28 protein-coding genes are annotated in these 24,686 nt (G+C 70.3%); 19 read left to right on the top strand and 9 right to left on the bottom strand.

Annotation, left to right across the window (positions count from 1 at the left end; genetic code table 11):
- Positions 1-69 precede the first annotated feature (69 nt).
- Both AC1IQ6_RS12630 and AC1IQ6_RS12625 read left to right on the top strand, forming a co-directional pair.
- A complete protein-coding gene (locus tag AC1IQ6_RS12630) occupies positions 70-861 on the top strand; it encodes a DeoR/GlpR family DNA-binding transcription regulator (protein WP_013394120.1) in 792 nt (263 codons plus the stop codon).
- Positions 862-866: 5 nt separating this feature from the next.
- Positions 867-2,462: an FAD-dependent oxidoreductase gene (locus AC1IQ6_RS12625; RefSeq protein ID WP_209166403.1), complete on the top strand. Its 1,596-nt coding sequence runs from the start codon at positions 867-869 to the stop codon at positions 2,460-2,462.
- 345 nt (positions 2,463-2,807) lie between these two features.
- Here AC1IQ6_RS12625 and AC1IQ6_RS12620 read toward each other — a convergent pair whose 3' ends face one another.
- From AC1IQ6_RS12620 to AC1IQ6_RS12610, 3 genes are all read right to left on the bottom strand, one after another.
- The gene (locus tag AC1IQ6_RS12620; RefSeq protein ID WP_102771420.1) at positions 2,808-3,407 is read right to left on the bottom strand and encodes an HD-GYP domain-containing protein; all 600 of its coding nucleotides are present in this window, start codon (positions 3,405-3,407) and stop codon (positions 2,808-2,810) included.
- A gap of 89 nt (positions 3,408-3,496) precedes the next feature.
- Positions 3,497-4,177, bottom strand: a complete 681-nt coding sequence (locus AC1IQ6_RS12615) for a type 1 glutamine amidotransferase domain-containing protein (RefSeq protein WP_485866441.1) — start codon at positions 4,175-4,177, stop codon at positions 3,497-3,499.
- A complete protein-coding gene (locus AC1IQ6_RS12610; RefSeq protein ID WP_111824988.1) occupies positions 4,174-5,226 on the bottom strand; it encodes an NADP-dependent oxidoreductase in 1,053 nt (350 codons plus the stop codon). Before AC1IQ6_RS12610 ends, AC1IQ6_RS12615 begins: the two co-directional genes overlap by 4 nt.
- Before the next feature lie 143 nt (positions 5,227-5,369).
- Here AC1IQ6_RS12610 and AC1IQ6_RS12605 point away from each other — a divergent pair, with 143 nt between their 5' ends.
- The 9 genes from AC1IQ6_RS12605 to AC1IQ6_RS12565 all read left to right on the top strand — a co-directional run bounded on the left by AC1IQ6_RS12605 (position 5,370) and on the right by AC1IQ6_RS12565 (position 13,430).
- On the top strand, positions 5,370-6,098 hold the full coding sequence (locus tag AC1IQ6_RS12605) for a TetR/AcrR family transcriptional regulator (RefSeq protein ID WP_485866440.1): 729 nt from the start codon (positions 5,370-5,372) through the stop codon (positions 6,096-6,098).
- Positions 6,099-6,100: 2 nt separating this feature from the next.
- Positions 6,101-7,069: an HlyD family secretion protein gene (locus AC1IQ6_RS12600; RefSeq protein ID WP_111824987.1), complete on the top strand. Its 969-nt coding sequence runs from the start codon at positions 6,101-6,103 to the stop codon at positions 7,067-7,069.
- Positions 7,066-8,028 (top strand): ABC transporter ATP-binding protein, encoded by a 963-nt coding sequence (locus AC1IQ6_RS12595; RefSeq protein ID WP_111824986.1) that lies wholly within the window; start codon positions 7,066-7,068, stop codon positions 8,026-8,028. Before AC1IQ6_RS12600 ends, AC1IQ6_RS12595 begins: the two co-directional genes overlap by 4 nt.
- Positions 8,025-9,170: an ABC transporter permease gene (locus AC1IQ6_RS12590; RefSeq protein WP_102776045.1), complete on the top strand. Its 1,146-nt coding sequence runs from the start codon at positions 8,025-8,027 to the stop codon at positions 9,168-9,170. Before AC1IQ6_RS12595 ends, AC1IQ6_RS12590 begins: the two co-directional genes overlap by 4 nt.
- 6 nt (positions 9,171-9,176) lie before the next feature.
- Positions 9,177-10,658 carry an efflux transporter outer membrane subunit gene (locus AC1IQ6_RS12585; RefSeq protein WP_485866439.1) on the top strand — a complete coding sequence of 494 codons (1,482 nt, stop codon included), beginning with the start codon at positions 9,177-9,179 and terminating at the stop codon, positions 10,656-10,658.
- A gap of 140 nt (positions 10,659-10,798) precedes the next feature.
- Positions 10,799-11,518, top strand: coding sequence for a response regulator transcription factor (locus AC1IQ6_RS12580; RefSeq protein WP_102776043.1), 720 nt, complete (start codon positions 10,799-10,801; stop codon positions 11,516-11,518).
- Between the two features lie 57 nt (positions 11,519-11,575).
- Positions 11,576-12,085, top strand: a complete 510-nt coding sequence (locus AC1IQ6_RS12575; protein WP_479731678.1) for a YbaK/prolyl-tRNA synthetase associated domain-containing protein — start codon at positions 11,576-11,578, stop codon at positions 12,083-12,085.
- A gap of 3 nt (positions 12,086-12,088) precedes the next feature.
- Entirely contained in the window at positions 12,089-12,874 is a 786-nt protein-coding gene (locus AC1IQ6_RS12570; RefSeq protein ID WP_209166385.1) for an NRDE family protein, read from the top strand.
- 121 nt (positions 12,875-12,995) lie between these two features.
- Positions 12,996-13,430 carry a carboxypeptidase-like regulatory domain-containing protein gene (locus AC1IQ6_RS12565; protein WP_102776040.1) on the top strand — a complete coding sequence of 145 codons (435 nt, stop codon included), beginning with the start codon at positions 12,996-12,998 and terminating at the stop codon, positions 13,428-13,430.
- A 9-nt stretch (positions 13,431-13,439) separates the two neighbouring features.
- Here the strand turns inward: AC1IQ6_RS12565 and AC1IQ6_RS12560 are convergent, their stop codons facing one another.
- A complete protein-coding gene (locus AC1IQ6_RS12560) occupies positions 13,440-13,814 on the bottom strand; it encodes an MAPEG family protein (protein ID WP_102776039.1) in 375 nt (124 codons plus the stop codon).
- Between the two features lie 134 nt (positions 13,815-13,948).
- Here AC1IQ6_RS12560 and AC1IQ6_RS12555 point away from each other — a divergent pair, with 134 nt between their 5' ends.
- On the top strand, positions 13,949-14,752 hold the full coding sequence (locus AC1IQ6_RS12555) for a CPBP family intramembrane glutamic endopeptidase (RefSeq protein WP_485866569.1): 804 nt from the start codon (positions 13,949-13,951) through the stop codon (positions 14,750-14,752).
- Positions 14,753-14,757: 5 nt separating this feature from the next.
- Here AC1IQ6_RS12555 and AC1IQ6_RS12550 read toward each other — a convergent pair whose 3' ends face one another.
- From AC1IQ6_RS12550 to arfB, 4 genes are all read right to left on the bottom strand, one after another.
- Positions 14,758-15,813: an alkene reductase gene (locus AC1IQ6_RS12550; RefSeq protein ID WP_102776038.1), complete on the bottom strand. Its 1,056-nt coding sequence runs from the start codon at positions 15,811-15,813 to the stop codon at positions 14,758-14,760.
- 26 nt (positions 15,814-15,839) lie between these two features.
- Complete coding sequence (locus tag AC1IQ6_RS12545) at positions 15,840-16,169, bottom strand: ArsR/SmtB family transcription factor (protein ID WP_102776037.1); 330 nt, start codon at positions 16,167-16,169, stop codon at positions 15,840-15,842.
- A 75-nt stretch (positions 16,170-16,244) separates the two neighbouring features.
- The gene (locus tag AC1IQ6_RS12540; RefSeq protein ID WP_479731798.1) at positions 16,245-16,928 is read right to left on the bottom strand and encodes a DUF2238 domain-containing protein; all 684 of its coding nucleotides are present in this window, start codon (positions 16,926-16,928) and stop codon (positions 16,245-16,247) included.
- Between the two features lie 2 nt (positions 16,929-16,930).
- Positions 16,931-17,347 (bottom strand): alternative ribosome rescue aminoacyl-tRNA hydrolase ArfB, encoded by a 417-nt coding sequence (gene arfB, locus AC1IQ6_RS12535; protein WP_102776035.1) that lies wholly within the window; start codon positions 17,345-17,347, stop codon positions 16,931-16,933.
- Positions 17,348-17,472: 125 nt separating this feature from the next.
- Between arfB and queE the strand changes: the two genes are divergently transcribed.
- The 7 genes from queE to AC1IQ6_RS12500 all read left to right on the top strand — a co-directional run bounded on the left by queE (position 17,473) and on the right by AC1IQ6_RS12500 (position 23,849).
- Entirely contained in the window at positions 17,473-18,105 is a 633-nt protein-coding gene (gene queE / locus AC1IQ6_RS12530) for a 7-carboxy-7-deazaguanine synthase (RefSeq protein ID WP_102776034.1), read from the top strand.
- A gap of 28 nt (positions 18,106-18,133) precedes the next feature.
- Complete coding sequence (queD, locus tag AC1IQ6_RS12525; protein ID WP_111824979.1) at positions 18,134-18,577, top strand: 6-carboxytetrahydropterin synthase QueD; 444 nt, start codon at positions 18,134-18,136, stop codon at positions 18,575-18,577.
- Between the two features lie 144 nt (positions 18,578-18,721).
- Positions 18,722-19,198, top strand: a complete 477-nt coding sequence (locus tag AC1IQ6_RS12520; RefSeq protein ID WP_102776032.1) for a MarR family winged helix-turn-helix transcriptional regulator — start codon at positions 18,722-18,724, stop codon at positions 19,196-19,198.
- The gene (locus AC1IQ6_RS12515; RefSeq protein ID WP_209166382.1) at positions 19,195-21,249 is read left to right on the top strand and encodes an FUSC family protein; all 2,055 of its coding nucleotides are present in this window, start codon (positions 19,195-19,197) and stop codon (positions 21,247-21,249) included. The genes AC1IQ6_RS12520 and AC1IQ6_RS12515 overlap by 4 nt, the downstream gene beginning before the upstream one ends.
- Positions 21,246-21,464 (top strand): DUF1656 domain-containing protein, encoded by a 219-nt coding sequence (locus AC1IQ6_RS12510; protein WP_102776030.1) that lies wholly within the window; start codon positions 21,246-21,248, stop codon positions 21,462-21,464. Before AC1IQ6_RS12515 ends, AC1IQ6_RS12510 begins: the two co-directional genes overlap by 4 nt.
- Entirely contained in the window at positions 21,461-22,375 is a 915-nt protein-coding gene (locus AC1IQ6_RS12505) for an efflux RND transporter periplasmic adaptor subunit (protein ID WP_102776029.1), read from the top strand. Before AC1IQ6_RS12510 ends, AC1IQ6_RS12505 begins: the two co-directional genes overlap by 4 nt.
- A gap of 52 nt (positions 22,376-22,427) precedes the next feature.
- A complete protein-coding gene (locus AC1IQ6_RS12500) occupies positions 22,428-23,849 on the top strand; it encodes an efflux transporter outer membrane subunit (protein ID WP_485866438.1) in 1,422 nt (473 codons plus the stop codon).
- Here the strand turns inward: AC1IQ6_RS12500 and ypfH are convergent, their stop codons facing one another.
- Entirely contained in the window at positions 23,850-24,554 is a 705-nt protein-coding gene (ypfH, locus tag AC1IQ6_RS12495) for an esterase (protein ID WP_111824977.1), read from the bottom strand. It lies immediately after the preceding gene.
- Between the last annotated feature and the right edge of the window lie 132 nt (positions 24,555-24,686).

Here is a 24,686-nt window from a genome sequence, read left to right as displayed (position 1 = left end):
AAGAAGCGAACAAAAAACAATCTTGCGGTGCGTCATTATTTTTCGCTTTTGTTGTTTTATTATACGAACATGACACTGAATCCCCGCCAGAGCGCCCTGATCGAAATGGTGCGAGCCCAGGGCTCCGCCTCGATCGAAGAGCTCGCCAAACGCTTCGACGTCACGCTGCAGACGGTGCGGCGCGACGTCAATATTCTTTCGGAAGCCGGCCTGCTGTCGCGCTTTCACGGCGGCGTGCGCATCGAGGCCTCCACCATCGAGAACATCGCCTACCGCAAGCGCCAGGGCCTGCACGCCGCCGGCAAGCAGCGCATCGCCGAGGCGGTGGCGCGCGCCGTGCCGGACGGCTGCTCGCTGATCCTGAACATCGGCACCACCACCGAGGCCATCGCCCGCGCGCTGCTGCGCCATCGCGGCCTGCGCGTGATCACCAACAACCTGCACGTGGCCGACATCCTGTCGGACAACCCCGACTGCGAAGTCATCGTGGCCGGCGGCGTGGTGCGTTCGCGCGACCGCGGCATCGTGGGCGAGGCGACCATGGACTTCATCCGCCAGTTCAAGGTGGATATCGGACTGATCGGGATTTCGGGCATCGAGGCCGACGGCACGCTGCGCGACTACGACTTCCGCGAAGTGCGGGTGGCGCGCACCATCATCGAACAGTCGCGCGAAGTCTGGCTGGCCGCCGACAGCAGCAAATTCAAGCGCCAGGCCATGGTGGAGCTGGCGCACATCTCGCAGATAGACCGGTTTTTCACCGACGCGCATCCGCAGGAGCCGCTGGCGCAGGTCCTGCTGGACGCCGGCGTGCGCTGCGACGTCGCCGCGGCGCCCAATACCCTGAAGCAAACACCTTGACATCCATGAACGCTCCCCTCGCCCCCGTCGCCCCGCCCGACCGCAACCGCCTCCTGGCCACGCTGGACAACACGCATTCCTGGGACGTGATCGTCATCGGCGGCGGCGCCACCGGCCTGGGCACCGCGGTGGACGCCGCCTCGCGCGGCTACCGCACGCTGCTGATCGAAGGCGCCGACTTCGCCAAGGGCACCTCCAGCAAGGCCACCAAGCTGGTGCACGGCGGCGTGCGCTACCTGGCGCAAGGCAATGTCAGCCTGGTGCGCGAGGCCCTGCACGAACGCGGGCTGCTCAACCGCAACGCGCCGCACCTGGTGTGGCCGCTGGGCTTCGTCGTGCCCGCCTACAACCTGCTGGACCAGCCCTTCTACGGCGTCGGCCTGAAGATGTACGACATGCTGGCCGGCAAGCTCAACCTGTCGCCCAGCCGCTGGCTGTCGCGCCGCGACACGCTGGCCAACGCGCCGACCCTGGCCGAGGCCGTCAATGGCCGCAAGCTGCGCGGCGGCGTGCTGTACTACGACGGCCAGTTCGACGACGCGCGCCTGGCCGTCAGCCTGATGCGCACGCTGTTCGACCTGGGCGGCACGGCGGTGAACTACGTGCGCGCCACCGGCCTGACCATGACCGGCGGCAAGGTCGACGGCGTGACCGCGCAGGACGTCCTGGGCGGAGCCAGCTTCACGCTGCGCGCACGCTGCGTGATCAACGCCACCGGCGTCTGGGTGGACGCGGTGCGGCGCATGGAAGACAAGAACGCGCAGACCATGGTCGCGCCCAGCCAGGGCGTGCACCTGACTCTGCCGCGCGACTTCCTGCCGGGCGACCGCGCCATCCTGATTCCCAAGACCGACGACGGCCGCGTGCTGTTTGTCGTGCCCTGGAACGGCCACACCATCGTCGGCACCACCGACACGCCGCGCAACGACCTGCCGCTGGACCCGCAGGCCGGCGCCCAGGACGTGGACTTCATCCTCGGCACGGCGGCGCGCTACCTCAGCCGCAAGCCCACGCGCGACGACGTCACCAGCGTCTGGGCGGGCCTGCGTCCGCTGGTCAAGGCCACCGGCGAGGCGTCCACCAAATCCCTGTCGCGCGAGCACACCATCCTGGTGTCCAAGGCCGGCCTGGTCACCGTGACCGGCGGCAAATGGACCACCTACCGCCGCATGGCGCAGGACGTGGTCGACACGGCCATCCAGCACCAGCTGCTGACCCAGGCCAGCTGCCGCACCGAGACCCTGGCGCTGCACGGCGCCGCCGGCCTGGCGCCGTCGCAGGAACACGCCGGCACGCCGGACAGCTACTACGGCAGCGACCTGGCCGCGCTCAAGGCCCTGCCGGGCGCCGAGCGCATGCTGGTCAAGAGCAGCGGCCTGTCCGAGGCGCACGTGCGCTACGCGGCCCGGTACGAACTGGCGCGCAGCGCCGAAGACGTGCTGGCGCGCCGCAACCGCGCGCTGTTCCTGGACAGCGAAGCCGCGATGCTGGCCGCCCCCGAAGTGGCCCGCCTGCTCGCCGAGGAACTGGGCCACGACGCCGCCTGGCAGCAGCGCACGCTGCAGGACCTGGAAACGGTCGCGGCGAATTACCGGTTGTAGGTGGGGATGGTGGGATGGTGGGATGCAGTGATGGCGTGATGGCGTAGGATGGGTGCAGCGCGCAACCGTTAGGGCCAGAACTCGAACGCCAAACGCGCGTAACCCATCAGCCGGCGCAAGCCGGCATTTTTGCGTGCCAAGAAAAATGGCGGCTGGCGCCGGCTGATGGGTTACGCGCGTTCGATGGTTGAGTTTTTGCGCACGCGCTCTCGCGCTGCACCCATCCTACGCATCCGATGCGTCCGACGTATCCGATGCATCCGGCACATCCGATACATCCGATACATCCGACGCATCCGATACATCCGGCACACCCGACGCATCCAACACGTCCCGCTCCTCCCCTCACGGCACCCGCAACGGGCTGTCCTCGATCATCCGCTCGAACGCCCGCAGCAGGTCCGGGTCGCATTTGGCGCCGGCCTCTTGATGCAGGATGCGCATGATTTCCACGTGCGGGCGCGCGGGATGGTAGGGGCGCACGTCGCCCAGCGCGTCGTAGGAATCGGCCAGCGAAATGATGCGCGCATGCAGCGGGATGTGGTGGCCCGCCAGGCCGGCGGGATAGCCGGAGCCGTCGAAATGTTCGTGGTGGTGGCGTACCGCCAGCGCGATCTGTTCGCGTTGCGGGATGGCGCTGCACAGGATGATGTCGGCGCCGGCCGCGGCATGCGCCTTCATGATCGCCCAGTCTTCCGGGCCGAGGCGGCTGGGCGAGAACAGCACGCGGTCGGGCGTGCCGATCTTGCCCAGGTCATGCAGCCGGGCGGCGATGGCGACGATTTCCTGTTCGTTTTCTGGCAGGCCCAGGGCCTGGGCCAGGGCCGCGCTCAAGGCCGCGACGCGGCCGCTGTGACGGCCGGTGGCCGGGTCGCGCGCCTGCATGGCGGCAAACAGCGCGGCGACGCAGGAGCCCGGGGGTGTTGCGGGAACTTCGGAAGGCATTGGAACGGAGCGCGCAAGACGGGCTGGCGCCGTGCGCGGATTTCGCAAAAGGCGCGATTCTGACACATGAGCGGCCGCGCCCGCCGCAATCAGCGCTCCAGCCGCTCCAGCAGCATCTGCGCCACGCCCACCGACGAGGCCGGATTCTGGCCGGTGATGAGCAGGCCGTCGCCGACCACGTGCGGCTCCCAGTCCGGACCGCTGGAGTACTGCCCGCCCAGCTTCTTCAGTTCGTCCTCGACCAGGAACGGCACCACTTCGGTCAGTTGCACGGCGGCCTCTTCCGCATTGGAAAAGCCGGTGAGCCGGCGTCCCTGCACCAGCGGCTTGCCATCGGCCGTCTTGGCGTGGCGCAGCACGCCCGGCGCGTGGCATACGGCCGAGACCGGCTTGCCGGCCGCCAGCATGGCCTCGATCAGCGCCACCGACGCGGGGTCTTCGGCCAGGTCCCACAACGGGCCGTGGCCGCCGGGATAGAACACGGCGTCGTAGTCGGCCGCCTGCACCTCGGCCAGCGGGCGGGTCGCGGCCAGCAGGCGCTGGGCATCGGGGTCCTGGCGGAAACGGCGCGTGGCCTCGGTCTGGGCGTCGGGCTCGTCGCTCTTGGGGTCCAGCGGCGGCTGGCCGCCGGCCGGCGAAGCCAGCGCGACCTTGGCGCCGCCGTCCACGAATACGTAGTACGGCGCGGCGAACTCCTCCAGCCAGAAGCCTGTCTTGCGGCCGGTATCGCCCAGGGTGTCATGCGAAGTCAGCACGATCAGAATATTCATGGTGCGCTCCTGTTGTCGTCCGGGCCGACGCGCACGATGCGCTTGCCGGCGTTCTCGCCCCTGAGCAGGCCGATCAGGCCGCGCGGCGCGTTCTCCAGTTCCTCGACCACGTCCTCCCGGTACTTGATGCGGCCGTCGCGCAGCAGGCCTTCCATGGCCTGGCGGAACTCGCCGTAGCGGTGGGCGTATTCGTTGAAGATGATGAAGCCCTGCACCTTCAGGCGCTTGGTGAGGATGACCCGCATCAGCTGGCCCAGGCGGTCGGGCCCGTCGGGCGCGCGGGTGGCGTTGTAGGCCGAGATCAGGCCACACACCGGAACGCGGGCGCGCGGATTGAGCAAGGGCAGCACGGCGTCGAACACGGCGCCGCCCACGTTCTCGAAATACACGTCGATGCCTTGCGGCACGGCCCGCGCCAGCCGCGCCGGCAGGTCCGGCGTCTTGTGGTCCACGCAATCGTCGAAGCCCAGCTCCTCGACCACGTAGCGGCATTTGTCCGCGCCGCCGGCGATGCCCACGACCTTGCAGCCGTGGATCTTGGCGATCTGCCCGACCACCGCGCCCACCGCGCCGCTGGCCGCGGCCACCACCACGGTTTCGCCGGCCTTGGGCTGGCCGATGTCGAGCAGCCCCATGTAGCCGGTGAAGCCCGGCATGCCCAGCACGCCCAGCGAGTAGGAAGGATGTTCGGGATCGGGCCCCAGGCGCAGCAGGCCCGCGCCGTCCGACAGGGCGTAGTCCTGCCAGCCGGATTGCGCCAGCACCCAGTCGCCTGGCCGGTAGTCGGGATGGTTGGACGCCTGGACCCGCGTCACCGTGCCGCCCACCATGACTTCGCCGATCTTGACGGGTTCGGCATAGGACGGCGCATCGCTCATGCGCCCGCGCATATAGGGGTCCAGCGACAGATAGACGGTGCGTAGCAACACCTGGCCCGGGCCGGGCTGCGGCACTTCGCGGGTTTCCAGGCGGAAATCGCCGTCGCCGGGCTCGCCCTGCGGACGAGAGGCCAGCACGATGCGGCGGTTGATGGAGGACGATTGCGGCATGGCGGTCGGGTCTCCTGCGTAAAGCCGCCAGCGCGGCGGCATGGGGGTCGTCCCATTACACCATCGTTGTCCGAAGCCCAGAACGGTAACCCTGGCGGCCGCCCCCCTTTTAATTAATTAATAATTTAATTAAGATATCGGCCATGAACTCCCCACCGCCTGCCACGCCCCGCCGCCCCGGCCGTCCGCCGCGCCCCGACAGCGCCGCAATGCGCGCCCGGCTGCTCGACCTCGCCACCCAACGGTTCGCCGCGAGCGGCGTGGCCGCGACCACCATCGCCCACATCGCGCAGCTGGCCGGCGTCACGCCGGCCATGGTGCATTACTACTTCAAAAGCCGCGACCAGCTGATCGACGCCGTGGTGCAGGAACGGCTCGTGCCCGTCATCGCCTATGTCTGGGCGCCGGTGCCGGTAGCCGCCGGCGAGGCGCAGGAGCCGCCCGCGGACCCGGCCGCCACGGTGCGGGCCTTCATCGCCGAGATCGTCGGCCGCGTGGTGCGCAGCGCGGCCGAACGCCCCTGGCTGCCGGCGCTGTGGCTGCACGAAGTGGTCAACGAAGGCGGCCAGCTGCGCGAACGCGTGCTGCGCCATCTGCCCGCCGACCGCCTGCACGCCTTCGCCGCCCTGATCGCCGACTGCCACCGCCAGGGCGCCATCACGCCGGGCGTGGAGCCGCGGCTGGTGTTTCTTTCGCTGCTCGGCCTGACCCTGCTGCCCCTGGCCACGTCCAACCTGTGGCGGCGCGTGTGGCAAGGCGACCCGCAGGCCCAGGCCCTGGACACCGAAGCGATCGCGGCCCACGCCATCGCCATGCTGACGGGCGGCCTGTTCTCGCCGGCCGCCCCTTCCCAGGCCTCTACAGGATGCTGACCATGCGCATTTCCACCGCCTTGCGCCGCCCCCTGCCCGCCGCCGCGGCGCTGGCCCTGCTGCTGGCCGGCTGCGGCAAAGACGAGCAGCCGTTCTTCCAGGGTTATGCGGAAGGCGAGTACGTCTACGTGGCCTCGTCCGAGCCCGGGCGGCTGGCCGACCTGCCGGTGCGCCGCGGCCAGCAGGTCGCCGCCGGCGCGCCCTTGTTCGCGCTCGAAGCCGGGCGCGAAACCGCCGCGCGCGAGCAGGCCAGCGCCCAGCTGGCCGCGGCCTCGGCCCAGTTGGCCGACACCGCCACCGGCAAGCGCCCGGCCGAAGTCGACGTCACCCGGGCGCAGCTGGCGCAGGCCGAGGCGGCCAGCCAGCGTTCGGCCGCGCAGCTGCGGCGCGACACCGAGCAGCTGCGCATCGGCGGCATCGCGCGCGCGCAGCTGGACGAAAGCCGCGAACGGGCGCGCGCCGACGCCGCCCGCGTGCGCGAACTCAAGGCGCAGCTGGACGTGGCCGCCCTGCCCGGACGCGACGAGCAGCGCGCGGCGCAGGCCGCCGACGTGGAAGCGGCCCGCGCGGCCCTGGCGCAGGCGGACTGGACGCTGGCGCAGAAACGCCAGGCCGCGCCCGCCGCCGGGCTGGTGTTCGACACCCTGTACCGCGTGGGCGAATGGGTGCCGGCCGGAAGCCCCGTGGTCAGCCTGCTGCCGCCGGGCAACATCAAGGTGCGTCTGTACGTCCCGCAGTCGGCGCTGGGCGGGTTGAAACTGGGCCAGCAGCTCATGGTGCGCTGCGACGGCTGCGGCGACCCCATCCCGGTACGCATCGACTACATCTCGACCCAGGCCGAATACACGCCGCCCGTGATCTACAGCCGCGAAAGCCGCAGCAAGCTGGTCTACATGATCCAGGCCCGGCCCGCGCCCGAGGCCGCTGCGCGGCTGCATCCCGGCCAGCCGCTGGAGGCGGCGCTGCAATGAGCGCGGCGCCCGCCCGGCAAAACGCCGCCCGCCCCTACGTCATCGACGTGCGGGGCCTGAACAAGCGTTTCGGCGACAAGCAGGTGGTCGACGACGTTTCGCTGCAGGTGCGCGAGGGCGAGATCTTCGGCTTCCTGGGTCCCAACGGCAGCGGCAAGACCACCTGCATCCGGCTCATGTGCGGGCTGTTGACGCCGGACTCGGGCAGCGGCACCTGCATGGGCTACGACATCCTGCGCGACAGCGAGCAGATCAAGCGCCACGTCGGCTACATGACGCAGAAGTTCTCGTTCTGGGACGACCTGAGCATCCGCGAGAACCTCGATTTCGTGGCCCGCATGTACGGCATGCCGGCGCGCCGCGAAACCGTGGAACGGGCGCTGGAAAGCCTGGGCCTGCAAAGCCGCGCGCGGCAGCTGACCGGCTCGCTGTCGGGCGGATGGAAGCAGCGGCTGGCGCTGGCCGCCTGCCTGCTGCACGAGCCGCGCCTGCTGCTGCTGGACGAACCCACCGCCGGCGTCGATCCCACGGCGCGGCGCGACTTCTGGGAGCAGCTGCACGAACTCGCCGCGCGCGGCATTTCGGTGCTGGTCAGCACGCACTACATGGACGAGGCCGAACGCTGCCACAAGCTGGCCTACCTGTCCTACGGCCGGCTGCTGACGCAGGGCACGGCCGACGAGGTGATCGCCGAGCAGGGCCTGACCACCTGGGCCATCCGCGGGCACAACCTAGTGCCGCTGGCGCAGCGCCTGCGCGACGCGCCGGGCGTGGACCAGACGGTGGCCTTCGGCTCGGCGCTGCACATCAGCGGCCGCGACGCCGCGCTGCTGGAGCGCACGCTGCGGGACGCCGTCGCCGGCCAGGCGCTTGAACTGGAACGCATCGACACCAGCCTGGAGGACGTCTTCATCTACCTGATGAAGCGTTCCACCGACAACTACGCGAGCCCGCCATGAGTCCACGCCTGCAAGGCTTTTCCTGGTCGCGCTGGTGGAGCATGGTGCTCAAGGAGTTCCTGCAGCTGCGCCGCGACCGCATCACCTTCGGCATGATCGTGGGCATGCCCATCATGCAGCTGGCGCTGTTCGGCTACGCCATCAACACCGATCCCAAGCAGATGCCCACCGCCGTGATCGCCGCCGACCACAGCCCGTTCACGCGCAGCTTCGTGGCGGCGATGAAGGCGTCCGACTACTTCCGCATCACCGAGGAGCTGAAGGACGAGGAAGCCGGGCGCGCCGCGCTGGCCCAGGGCCGCGTGCTGTTCGTGCTGACCATCCCGCCCGACTTCAGCCGCCGCCTGCTGCGCGGCGAACGTCCGGCGCTGCTGATCGAGGCCGACGCCACCGACCCGATGGCGACCGGCCTGGCCATCGGCGCGGCCACCCAGCTGACGCAGGCGGTGGCGGAAAAAGACCTGACCGGCGCGCTGGCGCCGCTGGCCGGCGGCCAGCCGCCCTTCGAGGTGCGCGTGCACCGGCTGTACAACGAGGAGCAGATCTCGCAGTACAACACCGTACCGGGGCTGATGGGCGTGATCCTGACCATGACGCTGGTGATGATGACCGGCCTGGCCATGACGCGCGAACGCGAGCGCGGCACGATGGAGAACCTGCTGGCCATGCCGGTGCGTCCGCTGGAAGTGATGACGGGCAAGATCGTGCCCTACATCGCCATCGGCCTGATCCAGGCCAGCATCATCCTGCTGGCGGCGCGCTTCGTGTTCCACGTGCCGTTCCAGGGTTCGCTCGTCAGCGTCTACCTGGCCTCGCTGCTTTTCATCGCCGCCAACCTGACCGTCGGCATCACGCTGTCGTCGCTGGCGCGCAACCAGCTGCAGGCCATGCAGCTGACCATGTTCTATTTCCTGCCGAACATCCTGCTGTCGGGCTTCATGTTCCCGTTCCAGGGCATGCCGGTCTGGGCGCAATACCTGGGCAACCTGCTGCCGCTGACGCATTTCAACCGGCTGATCCGCGGCATTCTGCTCAAGGGCAACGGCTGGTGGGACCTCTGGCCCAGCATCTGGCCGCTGCTGCTGTTCACCGTGATCGTCATGGCCGCCGCCGTGAAGTTCTACCGCCGCACCCTGGATTGAACCGACATGCTCCGCCGTCCGTCCACGCCCTGTCCTTCCCCCGCCGCGCCGCGGCGCCTGGCCGCGCTCGCCCTGGGCGCGCTGCTCGCCGGCTGTACCGTGGGACCTGACTTCCAGGCCCCCGCATCCCCGCAGGTCGACGCCTATCTTCCGACTACGGCCGACGCCACGGCGGCCGACGCGGGCCAGCGGCTGGTGGCCGGCGCCGACATTCCGGCCCAATGGTGGCGCCTGTTCCGCTCCGAGGCGCTGGACGCGCTGGTGCGCCAGGCGCTGGAGGCCAGCCCCACGCTGGCGCAGGCCCGCGCCCGGCTGCGCCAGGCCGGCGAGGAGCTGAACGCCGAGATCGGCGGGCGCCTGCTGCCCTCTGCCGACGCCAACCTGTCGGCCGCGCGCCAGAAGGTGGACCCCTCGGCCTTCGGCGTGCCGGTGGCCGAGCCGCCGGCCCCGTTCACGCTCTACAACGCCTCCATCGACGTGTCCTACACGCTGGACCTGTTCGGCGGCAACCGGCGCGCGCTCGAAGGCCTGGGCGCGCAGGTGGACTACCAGCGCCACGAATTGCAGGCCGCGCGCATGGCGCTGGCCGCCAACGTGGTCACGGCCGCGATCCGCCAGGCCGACCTGGGCGAACGGCTGCAGGCCACGCGCGAACTGCTGGCGGCCCAGTCCCGCCAGCGCGACATCATGCGCCAGCGCCTGGACGCCGGCGGCATATCGCAGGCCGACCTCAGCAACCAGGAGCTGCTGGTGGCGCAGACGCGGGCCACGCTGGCGCCGCTGCAGTACCAGTTGTCGCAGGCCACGCACCAGCTGGCGGCCTACCTGGGCCAGCCGCCCGCCGCCCTGAGCGCGCCGCCCCTGCGGCTCGCCGACCTGACGCTGCCGCCGGACGTGCCCACCGGGGTGCCGTCGGCGCTGGTGCGGCAGCGCCCCGACATCCTGGCCGCCGAAGCGCTGTGGCACCGGGCCTCGGCCGACGTGGGCGTGGCCACCGCCAACCTATACCCGCAGTTCACGCTGACCGCCAGCTTCGGCTCGCAGCGCACCCGCGCCGGCGACCTGTCCGACGGGGTCAATGTGTGGAACCTGGGACTGGGCCTGGCCCAGCCGCTGTTTCACGGCGGCGAGCTGCGCGCCCGCCAGCGCGCCGCGCAGGCGGCATACGACGCCGCGGCCGCGGGCTATCGCCAGACCGTGCTGGACGGCTTGCGCCAGGTCGCCGACGCCCTGCGCGCCGTGCAGACCGACGGCGCGGCCTTCCAGGCCCAGGACGAGGCCTGGCGGCGCGCCGCCGAGGCCGAGCGCATCGCGCAGGGCCGCTATCGCGCCGGCGGCATCAGCCACCTGAGCCTGCTCGACAGCCAGCGCCAGCTGCTTGAGACGCGCATCGCGCGCAGCGCGGCCGACGCGGCGCGCTACGCCGACACCGCCGCGCTGTTGCAGGCGCTGGGCGGCGGCTGGTGGAACGAGGCGCCCCCGCCCTGAGGGCCGGCGCGCACCACAACGGTGCGGCAAACGCGCTTGGCCGAGAATTCGGGGCTGAAAGTGGCGTTGTGCAAGGTTTAGGAAACCGCAGGGTTCGTTGCATCATGCAGAGGCTTATGCTGCAAAGATAACAACGATTCATGAATGACTTACTCGATTTGATCGTCTTCTCCCCCGATGCCGGTCAATGCAAGCGCCGTAGCGGCGCACTGGCCGGAATGGGCTTCTCGCCGCGCCAGTGCCACGACTCCAACGGCCTGTTCCGCCTGTTCCAGGCCCGCCGCGCGCCCCTGCTGGTAATGGAGGCCGAGCTTTCCGATCTCTGCATGGCGGTGGCGGGCCTGCGCGCCATGGACACCGCCGCCGGCATCGTCGCCATCTCCAGCTTCGACTCCCCCGAAAACCGCATCCTGGGCCTGCATTGCGGCGCGGACGTCTGTTTTCCGGCCTCCGTGGACACGCCGGAAATCGTGGCCGCGCTGCAGGCGCTGGTGCGCCGCGTGCCGGCGGCGGGCCGGCGCAAGCCCGCCGAGTCCGAGCCGCAGCCGTCGGCGCAGGCGCCCAGCGGCGGCGGCAAGTGGCAGTTCCTCGACGCCGCCTGGACCCTGGTCAGCCCGCAGGGCACGCGGCTGTCGCTGACCCAGGCCGAACGCGAATTCCTGCTCAAGCTGACCGCCACCGCCGACAAGCGCCTGCCGCGCGCCGATGCGCCCGGGCTGGAGGCCCAGGGCGGACGCGAATCCATGCGCCGCACCGACGTGGTCGTGAGCCGGCTGCGGCGCAAGGCCCAGGACGTGAACGTGGAACTGCCGATCCGCACCGTGTGGGGATGGGGCTACGCCTTCACCGGCGACATCTAGCCTCCCGTCCCGCGCGGCGTATCATGCGGACCAGGATCCTCTTTCGCCCACGCCGCCATGGAAGTCTTTGAACGCCTGCAGGCCCTGCTGGCCAGCCACCAGGCCCGCTACCGCCTGATCGAACACCCCGCCGCCGGCCGCTCGGTCGAAGTGGCCGCCATCCGCGGCACCGCCGTCAGCCAGGGCGCCAAAGCGCTGGTCTGCCGCGTGAAGCTGTCGTCGAACCAGCGCAGGAACGTGCTGGCCGTTTTTCCGGCCGACCGCCAGGCCGACCTCGCCGCCATCGCCCGCGCCGCCGGCGGCAAGAAGGCCTCGCTCGCCTCGCAGGACCTGGCGCGCGAACTGACCGGCTGCGAGATCGGCGCCATCCCGCCCTTCAGCTTCAATCCCGAGCTGCACCTGCTCGTCGATCCCAGCCTGCGCCACCGGCATGAGGAAATCGTGTTCAACGCCGGCCGCCTGGACGCCTCCATCCTGCTGAACACGGAAGACTACTTCCGGCTGGCCGCGCCCGAAGAGGCGCCGCTGGTCAAGGCCGCCCCCGAACTTCCCGCCAACCAGGTCTGAACCATGTGTCTCGCCGTACTGGCCCTGCGCACGCTGCCGGGCATTCCCGTCCTGATCGCCGCCAACCGCGATGAATTCCACGAACGGCCCACCCTGCCCGCCGCGCAATGGCCCGACGCGCCCGACATCTACGCGGGGCGCGATGGCCGGGCCGGCGGCACCTGGATGGGCGTGAGCGCCCGCGGCCGCTATGCGCTGGTGACCAATTTCCGCGAACCCGGCCATTTCCGCGACCCGGCGCCATCGCGCGGCGCACTGGTCGAAGACTATCTGCGCGGCGCCGAACCGCCCGCGGCCTACCTGGCCCGCGTGCACCGGGGGGACCAAGCCTACAACGGCTTCAACCTGATCGTGGGCGACGCGCGCTCGGCCTGGTATCTGAGCAACCGCGACGGCGGCCCGCGCGAGCTCGCCCCCGGCATCTATGCCCTGTCCAACCATCTGCTGGACACGCCCTGGCCCAAGCTCGCGCGCACCAAGGCGGCGTTCGGCGCGGTGCTGCGCAGCGGCCCGCAGCCCGACCTGCCCGCGCTCATGGCCGCCCTGGCCGACCGCCAGCCCGCCGACGACGCCGACCTGCCCGCCACCGGCCTGCCGCTGGAGCGCGAAAGACTGCTGAGCAGCCCCTTCATCGTCAGCCCCAACTACGGCACCCGCAGCTCCAGCGTGCTGGCGCTGCGCGAGGACGGGGCCGGACAGCTCGACGAAAGGCGCTTCGCCCCGGACGGCTCGGTCAGCGGCGAAAGCCGGCTGACATTTTCCTGGCAGCCGGCCGACACCATCGCTTGAGATCCCGGACGCCATACGCGAACTCCGCGCGCCGGCCAAGGTCGAACCTGTTGCCGCCCCGCGTGGCGCGGCGGCGACTGCAGCCGGCTCCGAGGCCGGCGATCCTATCGAGGAGCATCTCATGAACAAGCGTATCGAACGCTGCACCATGGCCGCCGCGATGGCCGTGGGCAGCATGGCCTTTGCCGGGATACTGTCGACCGTCCAGGCCGGCCTGCCGCCGGTGCAGCGCCAGGGCGCCGTCGAATATGTCAGCGGCGGCATCGGCCTGGATGAATCCGAAGCCATGAAGGCCGCCGCCAAGGACTACCCGCTGGCGCTGACCTTCGCCGCGCAGCGCAACGGCACGGCCGACTACGTGGCCAACGTCGGCGTGTCCATCCAGGACGCGCAAGGCAAGCCGGTGCTGCAGGCCACTTCCGAAGGCCCCTACATGCTGGTGAAGCTGCCGGCGGGCCGCTACAAGGTGTCGGCCACCTATAACGGCGCGGCCCAGGAGCGCGAGGTTTCGGTGCAGGGCGGCGCCACGGCGCGCGCCGTGTTCGAATGGAAGTAGCCGGCGGCCCTACACGCCGGTAAACAGAATCGCGATCACGAAGCCCACGCCGACCGCCCAGACCAGCGAGCGCAGCGCGCCCCAGTTGGCCAGGTACATGGCCAGATAGCCCAGGCGCACGCCCAGCCAGCACGCCATCAAGGTGGCCACGTGCGCGGGCGGCGCCTGGTTGTACAGCGCGAACAGCACCGCCGCATAGAAGAACGGCAGCGCCTCGAAAGCATTGTTCTGCGCCGCGTTGGCGCGGGCGCGCCAGCCTTGCTGCCGCGCCAGCCAGGCGCGCGGGTCGTTGTTGTCGAACTGGCGGCCGCCGGCCTTGGCGATGATCGTGGATACGAAAGGCAGCAACGCCGCGGCCAGCATCAGCCACGCAATGGTCTTCATGGTGCGACTCCCGGGTGAGCGATCCGCCGACGATAACGCAAGCAGCCCGGCCGCGCTTACACTCAGCGCTTTGCGCCCCTTCCCCGCCCGTGCCGCTGCTCAGCCCCTGGTCCGCCCTGTTTCTTGCCGCCGCCATGCTCTGGCCGCCGGCGACGCGGCGCTGGGCGCTGGCGCCGCTGGCCGCGGCCTACGGCTGGGCCTGGGCCGACGGCAGCATCGATACGGTGGCGCTGGCCTGGCTGGCGCTGCTGGCGCTGGCGGCCGCACTGGTGCAATCGCCATCCCGTCCGGCCGCGCGCGGCGCGGGACATGCGCTGTTCCTGGCGCTGGCCGCGCTGCTGTTCATGCATGCGCTGCCGGGCTTTCACAATCTGCGCGTGATCGAGCCGGCGCCGCTCAGCCCCGGCGCCGTGCCTTTCGGCATGTACCTGAACCTGGACAAGCCGCTGGCCGCGTTCTGGGTGGTGCTGGCGCTGGCCCCGCCGATGGCCGCCGCGCGGGCGCGCGCCACGCTGGCGGCGGCGGTGCTGGCCTGCGCCGCGGCGATCGCGGCCTGCCTGGGATGCGCGCTGGCCCTGGGCGTCGTGCAATGGGACCCCAAGTGGCCGCAGGCGGCCCCGGTCTGGCTGCTCAACAACGCCCTGCTGGTGACGCTGGCCGAGGAAGCGCTGTTTCGCGGTTATCTGCAACAGCAGCTGAGCCAGCGCTGGCGCGGCCGTCCGTGGGGCGGCGCGGCGGCGCTGGCGGTCGCGGCCGTGCTGTTCGGGCTGGCGCACTACGCCGGCGGCTGGCAATGGGTGCTGCTGGCCACGCTGGCGGGCGCGGCCTACGGCCTGGCCTACCGCTATGGCGGGCTGGCGGCCGCGGTGCTGGCGCACCTGGGCCTGAACGTGGCGCACTTCGGCCTGTACACCTACCCGATGCGCGCCGCGTTCTGACCGCCTCAGGCCGGCAGCGCCGGATAGTCGGTATAGCCGCCAGGACCCGGCGCGTAGAAGGTGGCCGGGTTGGGCGTGTTCAGCGGCGCCTTGAGCGCGAAGCGGCGCGCCAGGTCGGGATTGGCGATGTACTGCACGCCGAAGGCCACGGCGTCGGCACGGCCGGCGGCGATGGCGGCCTCGGCGGATTCGCGCGTGTAGCCTTCGTTGGCGATATAGACACCGCCGAACGCGGCCTTGAGCGCCGGCCCCAGGCTGTCGGGCGCCTCGTGTTCGCGCACGCACAGAAAGGCGATGCCGCGCCCGCCGAGTTCGCGCGCCACGTAGCCGAAGGTCGCGGCCGGGTCGGAATCGCCCATGCTGTGGATCTCGCCGCGCGGCGACAGATGCACGCCGACGCGGCCCGCGCCCCATACCGAAATACAGGCGTCGGTCACTTCCAGCAGCAGGCGCGCGCGGTTCTCCACCGGACCGCCGTAGGCGTCGGTGCGCAGATTGGTGCTGTCCTGCAGGAACTGGTCCAGCAGATAGCCGTTGGCGGCGTGCACTTCCACGCCGTCGAAACCGGCCTCCATGGCCATCTGCGCGCCGTGGCGGTAGGCCTGGACCACGCCCGGCAGCTCCGAGGTTTCCAGTGCGCGCGGCGTGACGTAGGCGCGCCGCGGGCGCACGTGGCTGACGTAGCCCTGCGGCGCGATGGCGCTGGGCGCCACCGGCAGTTCGCCGTCCAGGAACATCGGGTCGGAAATCCGGCCCACGTGCCACAGCTGCGCCACGATCCGCCCGCCGGCCGCGTGCACGGCGGCCGTGACCTTGCGCCAGCCCTTGACCTGCTCCGGCGTCCACAAGCCCGGCGTGTCGGCGTAGCCCACGCCCTGCGGGGTCACGGCGGTGGCCTCGGTCAGGATGAGGCCGGCGCCGGCGCGCTGCGTGTAGTACTCGACCATCAGGTCGTTGGGCACGCGGCCGGGGTCGGCGTGCATGCGGGTCAGGGGCGCCATGATGACGCGGTTGGGCAGCGTCAGTTCGCCGACGCGCAGAGGTTCGAATAGCTGGCTCATGCAAATCCTCCGCCCCCTGCCGGGGGCTACATATCCTGGTTGAGTTGCCGCAGGAACGCGGCGATCACGGCTTCGTTGCGACGGAAAAACACCCACTGCCCCACTTTCGTGGCCGAGATCAGGCCCGCGCGCTGCAGCACCGCCAGGTGCGAAGACACGGTGGACTGGGACAGGCCGCAGCGGCTGTCGATGTGGCCCGCGCAGACGCCATGCTCGAAGCTGTGGCCCGGGCTTTCCTCGAAATAGGCCTGCGGCGTCTTCAGCCACGCCAGGATTTCGCGCCGCACCGGATTGGCCAGCGCCTTCAGGATGGCGTCGGCGTCGATGACGGGTTGCGCGGCATTGGAAGCAGTCATATTGAAATATCGCAATTTATCGAATCTTATATCGAAACTATTCGATATATAGTCATGCCCATGCGGATTCCAGGGCTATCGGCCGTCCGCCCGGCCCGGCTTGAGGCTGTCGGCCCAGTCGCGCGCCAGGTCGCGCCGGGCCCGCCGGTTCACCAGCGCGGTGAGCGCCATGGCGAGCACCGCGCCGGCCGCGGCCAGCGCCATGTCCTTCTGCGCATCCCAGATATCGCCCTGGGTGCCCAGGTAGGCCGCGCCCAGCTCGCTGCCCACTGTGGCGGCCGCGCCCCACTCCAGCAGTTCGTACAGCGCCGAGGTCGACAGCGTGACGTCCATGGGCAGGAAATACGCCCAGAAACCGCGCACCTCGACCACGCGCAGGAAGATCTCGCGGATGGGATAGGCCAGCAGCAGCCCGTAGGAAAAATGCACCACGCGGTCGAAGTTGTTGCGCTCCCAGCCGACCAGCGCGTTGAAGCTGCCGCCGGTCAACGCGCGCCACCAGTCGTCGTACGGCACCAGCGAATACGTGTAGTGCGCCCCTACCGCGTGCAGGCACAGGTACAGGAAGATCAGCGTGTAGGACACGCGCGAAAACACGAACCAGCGGCGCGTGAGCAGCAGCGCCGCGCCGAAGGCCAGCACCAGCGCGTTCTCCAGCGCCCAGTCGGCGCGGTCGTGCGGCGAGATCGCCAGCGCCGTCCAGATGACCGCGAACAGCAGGCCCAGCGTGTACAGGTAGCGGCGCCGCGCGTCGGCCACGGTCACTCTCCCTCGACCCGGCCGCGCAGGCGCTTGATCTCGCCGTGCCGCACCTTGCGCTGCACGCGCCGGCGCTGCGAGGCGCGGGTCGGCCGGGTGGCGTGGCGCGGCTTGTCGGGCCGCGCCACCGAACGCACCATGGCGAGCAGGCGCTCGACGGCTTCGGCGCGGTTCTTTTCCTGGCTGCGAAACGCCTGCGACTTGATCACGATGATCCCGTCCTTGGAAACGCGGTGGTCGCTGAGCGCGCACAGCGCGTCCTTGATCTCGTCGGGCAGGCTGGAGGCGCGCACGTCGAAGCGCAGGTGCACGGCGCTGGACACCTTGTTGACGTTCTGGCCGCCCGCGCCCTGGGCGCGGATCATGGAGAACGCCAGCTCGCGCTCATCCAGGTAGAGGGAATCTAGGACGTGAAGCATATGGCGGGAGTATATCCATGCCCTTGCGGGCGCGGTTACGCGGCGGCGCTGGCGAGCGATGCGCCGCGCCAAGTAAAATAACGCGCTTTGCCTGCTTTTCCGGCGTCCGGCCGCCGACACCATCCATGACTTATTCCGCCAAAGAAATCTTCAAGACGCTGCAGGGCGAAGGCGCCCATGCCGGCCGCGCGGCGGTCTTCTGCCGGTTCGCCGGCTGCAACCTCTGGAGCGGCCGCGAAAGCGACCGCGCCAGCGCCGCCTGCACCTTCTGCGACACCGACTTCGTCGGCACCGACGGCGAAGGCGGCGGCAAGTTCGCCACCGCCGAACTGCTGGCCGACACCATCGCGGCCTGCTGGGGTCCGGGCGCCGAAGACCGCTACGTGGTCTTCACCGGCGGCGAACCGCTGCTGCAACTGGACGCCGCGCTGCTCACGGCCGTGCACGCGCGCGGCTTCACCGTGGCCATCGAAACCAACGGCACCATCAAGCCGCCGGCCGGCATCGACTGGATCTGCGTCAGCCCCAAGGGCACCGCCCCGGTGGTGCTGGAGCGCGGCGACGAGCTCAAGCTGGTCTATCCGCAGGCCAACGCCCTGCCCGAGGCCTTCGCCCACCTGGACTTCGACCACTTCTTCCTGCAACCCATGGACGGCCCCGCACGCGCGGCCAACACCCGGCAAGCCGTCCAGTACTGTATGCAGCATCCGCAATGGCGGCTCAGCCTGCAAACCCACAAATACATAGGCATTCCATGATTTACCCCCGTCCCCTGCGGAGCGCGCCATGATTTCCGTGACCCGCAGGCTGGAGTTCGACGCCGGCCACCGCATTCCCGACCATCGCAGCCAGTGCCGCAACCTGCACGGCCACCGCTACGTGCTGGAGATCACCCTCAGCGGCGACGTGGTGCAGGCCCCGGGCGAGTCCGACAACGGCATGTTGATGGACTTCTCCGAGATCAAGCAGATCGCCAAGACCCACATCGTCGACGTCTGGGACCACGCGTTCCTGGTCTACGAGGGCGACGCCGCCGTGCGCGCCTTCCTGGACACGCTGCCCGGCCACAAGACGGTGGTGCTGGACCGCATCCCCACGGCCGAAAACCTGGCCGCCATCGTCTTCGCCACGCTGGCGCCCCACTACCACGGCCACTACGGCGCCGAGCTGCGCCTGACCCGCGTGCGCCTGTACGAAACGCCCAACTGCTGGGCCGACTGCAACGGCTGAGCGCGCCCCGGCCGATCGCCCCATCCGAGCCCGGTTTTCCATCCCTGGAAAACCGGGCTCTTATCTTTTCGATTGAAACAATCAATGGAGATCTTCGTCATTTTCAATTAATAGTAAGCTAATAGATAGGATACAATCTATTCCATGAACACGCCCACCGACTTCCAGCTCATGGCCACCACGTCCAACCTGATGGTGCTGTCGCGCGCCTATCGCGGCGCCGCCGACAAGGCCCTGGCCGACTACGGACTTTCCCAGGCCACGGCCTGGCCCGTCATCCTGACCGGCCGTCTGGGAGACGGCGTGCGCCAGGGCGCCCTGGCCGAGGCGCTGGGCGTCGAAGGCCCCTCGCTGGTGCGGGTGCTGGACCAGCTGGTCGCCGCCGGCCTGATGGAACGCCGCGAGGACCCGCATGACCGCCGCGCCCGCACCCTGCACCTGACCGACGCCGGCCAGGCCTTGCGCGCGCAGGTCGAGGACGTGCTGGTCGAATTGCGCCGCCACCTGTTCCGCGGCATAGACGCGGCGGACCTGGAGGCCTGCCACCGGGTCTTCGAGAGCCTCAAGGCCGCGCTGGGCCGCAGCGGCGCCGGCGCGCAGCAACAGGACGAGCAGCCGTGAAACTGCCTACCCTGCGCGAAACCATCTTCTCGCTCCAGGCGTATCTGAGCGCCGTGCTGGCGCTGTACGTGGCGTACAGCATGGGCCTGCCGCGCCCGTTCTGGGCCATGACCACCGCATACATCGTGGCCCAGCCCTGGTCGGGCGCGGTGCGCTCCAAGGCGCTGTACCGCCTGACGGGCACCTTCGTCGGCTCGGCCGTCACCGTCTACATGGTGCCGCAGCTGTCGAATTCCCCGGTCGTCATGGTCGCGGCCATGGTGGTGTGGGTGGGCGTCTGCCTGTACCTGTCGGTGCTGGACCGCACCCCGCGTTCGTACCTGTTCATGCTGGCCGGCTATACCGCCGCCATGATCGGCTTTTCCAGCGTGACCGAGCCGTCCCTGGTGTTCGACACGGCGCTGGCCCGGGTCGAGGAAATCTGCCTGGGCATCGTCAGCGCCACGCTGGTCCACAGCATCGTGCTGCCGCAAGGCCTGGCCCCCACGCTGCTGCAGCTGCTGGACAAGGCGGTGCGCGGGGCTCGCAACTGGATGCACGACACGCTCAGCGGCCAGACCGACGAGCAGAAGGACCGCGACCGCCGCACGCTGGCCAACGACATCACGCAACTGCGTCTGCTGTCCACCCACGTGCCCTTCGACACCGGCAACCTGCGCTGGACCGCGGGCGCGGTGCGCGCCATGCAGGACCAGGTCGCGGCCCTGACGCCCATCGTTTCCGCCGTGGAGGACCGCATGCTGGCGCTGCAGGCCGACGGCCAGGCGCTGCCGCAGGAGGTTTCCGCGCTGCTGCACGACATCTCCGAATGGATCAACGCCGGCGCGCTCGCCACGCACGAGGACGCCCTGCGCCTGCGCGCCGAGGCGGCCAGGCTCACGCCCGCCATCGACGGGCGCGCCACCTGGCGCGACGCGCTGCTGGCCAGCCTGATGACGCGGCTGCGCGAACTCATCGACACCTACGACCAATGCCTGGCCCTGCGCCGCGACATCCGCGCCGGGCTGCAGGGCGCGCCGCTGCGTCCGTCGCGCGCCAGGCGCGTTTCCTCCAATACCGTGCTGCACCGCGACCGCCAGCTCGCGCTGCTGTCTGCGCTGGCCGCCGGCGTGGCGATTTCGATCTGCAGCGCGTTCTGGATCGGCACCGCCTGGAGCAACGGCGGCTCGGCCGCGCTGATGGCCGCGATCGCCAGCTGCATTTTCGCCTCGCAGGACAATCCCGTGCCCGGCATCATGCAGTTCCTGACCTACACCATCTATTCCATTCCGCTGTCGGCGCTGTACCTGCTGGGCATCATGCCCGCCATCCATTCGTTCGAAATGCTGGTGCTGGCGATGCTGCCCACGGCCTTCGTGCTGGGGGTGTACATCTCGCGCCCCGCCACCGTCGGCAAGGCCATGGCCTTCGTGTTCGGCTTCGTAGGCACGCTGGCGCTGCAGGACACCCATACCGCCGACATCGTGTCCTTCATCGACGCGCAGATCGCGCAGAACATCGGCGTGGCCACCGCCGCCATCGTCGCCGCCCTCTTCCGCACGGTCAGCGCCGACCGCAGCGCGCGCCGCATCCAGGCCGCCAACTGGAAGGAACTGGAAATACTGGCAAGTTCGCCGCGCGCCCCCGAGCGCCACACCTACGCCGCCCGCATGCTGGACCGCATCGGCCTGCTGCAGCCGCGCCTGGCGCTGGCCAAGCGCCCGGACGACGTGGTCGCCGCCGACGCGCTCAAGGACCTGCGCGTGGGCCGCGACATCACCGAACTGCAGCGCGTGCGCCGCCACCTGCCCATGGCCGAGGCCGCCATCGCGCCGCTGCTGGCCAGCCTGGCCGGCTTCTTCCGGGCTCGCCAGGCCTGGCAGCCGGGACAGAAAACGCCGGAATTCCTGGCGCAGATCGACCGCGCGCTGTCCAGCGTCGCCAGCACCGCGCAGCACGAGGGCGCGCGGGCGCGCGCCGTGGTGGCCCTGGTGGGCATCCGCCGCGCCTTCTTCCCCGACGCCCCCGATTACCAACCGCCCCATCCGACGCTGGAGGGCCAGACATCATGATCGGCGAATTCAATCTCTACGGCATTTACTTCCCCTGGCTGCTGGTGCTGGGCGTGGCCACCCTGGGCATCGCCTGGGCCGTGCGCCGCGTGCTGGCCCGCGCCGGGCTGTACCGCCTGGTATGGCACCCCGCGCTGTTCGACCTGGCGCTGTTCGTGGTGCTGCTGTATGGCGTTTCCCTCATTTCCCCGTATTTTCTTCAGAGATCCGCATGAAACTCCCCAACGCCCTGCGCCCTTCCGCCATCGGCAGGTTCGCCGTGACGGCCGTCGTCGTCGCCGCGGCCGCCTACGCCGGCTGGCAGCTCTGGGTGCACTATGAAGTCGAACCCTGGACGCGCGACGGCCGCGTCAAGGCCTACGTGGTGCAGGTCGCGCCCGACGTCTCCGGCCTGGTCACCAGCGTGCCGGTGCACGACAACCAGGACGTGAAGGCCGGCGACGTGCTGTTCGAAATCGACCGCGCGCGCTTCCAGCTGGCGTTCGACCAGGCCCAGGCCTCGGTGCATTCGCAGCAGGTGGCGCGCACGCAGGCGCTGCGCGACGCCAAGCGCAACCGCGCGCTGGGCCGGCTGGTGGCCGCCGAGGCGCTGGAACAGAGCGAGACCCGCCTGCAGCAGGCCGAGGCCGCGCTGGCGCAGGCCGAAGTCCAGCTCGACACCGCGCGCCTGAATCTCGAACGCAGCCGCGTGGTCGCGGCCACCGACGGCCGCGTCACCAACCTGGACCTGCGCGCGGGCTCCTACGCCACCGCCGGCCGCGGCGTGATGGCGCTGGTGGACGCGGGCTCGTTCTACGTCGAAGGCTACTTCGAGGAAACCAAGCTGCCGCGCGTGCACGAAGGCGATCCCGTCACGGTGACGCTGATGGGCGATTCGCGGCTGATCCGCGGCCACGTGGAAAGCATCGCCCAGGGCATCGCCGACCGCGACCGCAGCACGGGCGCCAACCTGCTGCCCAACGTGAACCCGACCTTCAACTGGGTCCGCCTGGCGCAGCGCATCCCGGTGCGCGTGAAGATCGACGACGTGCCCGAAGGCGTGCGCCTGGTGGCCGGCCAGACCGCCACCGTGGCGGTCGACAGCCCGCCCCGGCATGCCTCTGCGCACACCCCGCAGTCTTCCTGATCCCGTCTTTACCCTCTTTACCCTTTACCCGACGCCATACCGTGTGATTGCCATGAATACCAGAAACCTCCTGCCGCTGATGCTGGCCCTTGCGCTGGCCGGATGCACCACCGTGGGCCCCGACTACCAGGTGCCCGCGGACGCGGTGGCCGAGCGGCAAAGCGCGCAGGCGCCTTTCGCGCAGGCCCAGGAGGACGTGTTCCGGCAGGACGCGGTGCCCGGCCGCTGGTGGCGCCTGTACAACGACCCCACGCTGGACGGGCTGGTGGAAAAGGCGCTGGCCGCCAACACCGACCTGCGCGTGGCCGGCGCCAACCTCGAACGCGCCCAGGCCGTCCTGCGCGAAACCCAGGCGCAGCAGCAGCCCAGCCTCGGCGTCAACGCCTCGCCCACCTACGGCCACGCCTCGGGCCTGCAGGAAATGCAGCCCGGCATCGATCCCCCCAACCACTGGTCATACTCCGCCGGCGCCGGCGTGTCCTACCAACTGGACCTGTTCGGCCAGATCCGCCGCGCGATCGAAGCCTCCAGCGGCGACGCCCAGGCCGCGCAGGCCGCCTACGACGCCACCCGCGTCACCGTGGCCGCCGAAACCGCCCGGGCCTACGCCACCGTCTGTTCGGCCGGCATGCAGCTGGCTTCGGCCCGGCATTCGGTGAAAGTGCAGCAGGAATCGCTGGACGCGGTGCAGCGGCTGCAGCAGGCCGGCCGCGGCACCGTGCTGGACGTGACTCGCGCGCGCAGCCAGCTGCAGCAGCTGCGGGCCAACCTGCCGCCGTTCGAGGCGCAGCAGCGCACCGCGCTCTACCGCCTGGCGGCGCTGACCGGCCAGACGCCCGCGGAAATCACGCCCGCCCTGCTGCAATGCGCCGAGCCTCCCCGGCTGGCCGACACCATACCGGTGGGAGACGGCGCCGAACTGCTGCGCCGCCGTCCCGACATCCGCCAGGCCGAGCGCGCGTTGGCCGCCGCGACCGCGCGCATCGGCGTGGCCACCGCGGACCTCTACCCCAAGATCACGCTGGGCCTGTCGGCCGCCTCGGGCGGCCCCGCCACCATGTTCGGAGACCGCGGCACCTTCAGCTGGAGCGTCGGCCCCCTGATCTCCTGGGCCATCCCCAACACCGGCGCCGCGCAGGCCCGCATCGCCCAGGCCCAGGCCGGCACCAAGGCCGCCGCCGCGCGCTTCGACGCCACCGTGCTCAACGCGCTGCGCGAAACCGAAAGCGCGCTGGTGGTCTACGCCCGCCAGCTCGACCGCGACAGCGCCCTGCGCGCCGCGCGCGACCAGAGCGCCGAGGCCGCCTCCCAGGCCAGCCAGTTGTTCCGCCTGGGCAAGACCGACTACCTGACCGTGCTGGACGCCGAACGCACGCTGGCCACCAACGAAAGCGCGCTGGCGGCCTCGCAGGCCGAACTCAGCAACGACCAGATCGCGCTGTTCCTGGCGCTGGGCGGGGGCTGGGAGAAGTAATCAGTGCACCGTGCTGCCGTCCGGCGGCGTCTGGTTCAGGCCCAGCGCCGCCTCCCAGCTGCGCAGCGGCACGCAGGTCTGCAGGCGCATGATGGCGCGCTCGATCAGGGCGGGATGCAGTTCGTGGCCCACGTGGGTGGCCACGTCGATGGTGGAATCGCCGTGCAGTTCGGTCAGGCGCGCCTGGGCGGCCTGGATGTGGGCCACGTCCATGACCGGATCGTCGGCCCCGTGCAGCAGGTGCAGCGTGGTGTATTGCGGCGCGGAGCGCGGCAGCTGGGCGTAGCGGCCGGAAAAGGCCAGGACGCGGCCGGCCATGCCGTCGTGGGCCTGGACCAGTTCCAGCGCCATGATGGCGCCTTGCGAGAACCCCGCCAGCGCCGTGTCGGACTGCAGCAGGCCGAAACGGGCCTGCGCCTGGCGCACATAGGCCTCCAGGGGCGGCAGGGCCCGCGCCACACGTTCGGGGCGGTTTTCCTCGGTCACGCCGCGCACCGAGAACCATTGGCGGCCCGCGCCGCCGCCGTCGAAGGGCTCGAAGCCCTCGGGGATCAGCACGGCCGCCGCCGGAAACGCCGCGCGCACGGCCTGGGCCAGCGGCTGCAGATTGTCGGGCGAGCCGCCCACGCCATGCAGCAGGATGAAAAGCTGGCGCACGTCGACGCCCGGATCGGGAAGGAATTCGATAGAACTGGAAGACGCCATGAGACTGCTCCGTACGGGCCTGGGGCCGCTCAGGCAGCCCCCTATTGCCGCATTGTAAAATGCGCGGCCCGGTGTCCCTGAAAGTCCGACACCCCAGATATGTGGCCCGCGTGCGCGGCCATCACCCACCCA

The organism is Achromobacter sp. MUI-25009338 (assembly GCF_057359325.1).
Note: the sequence above shows the minus strand (reverse complement) of the source record. Positions and strands in the feature narration are given on the sequence as shown.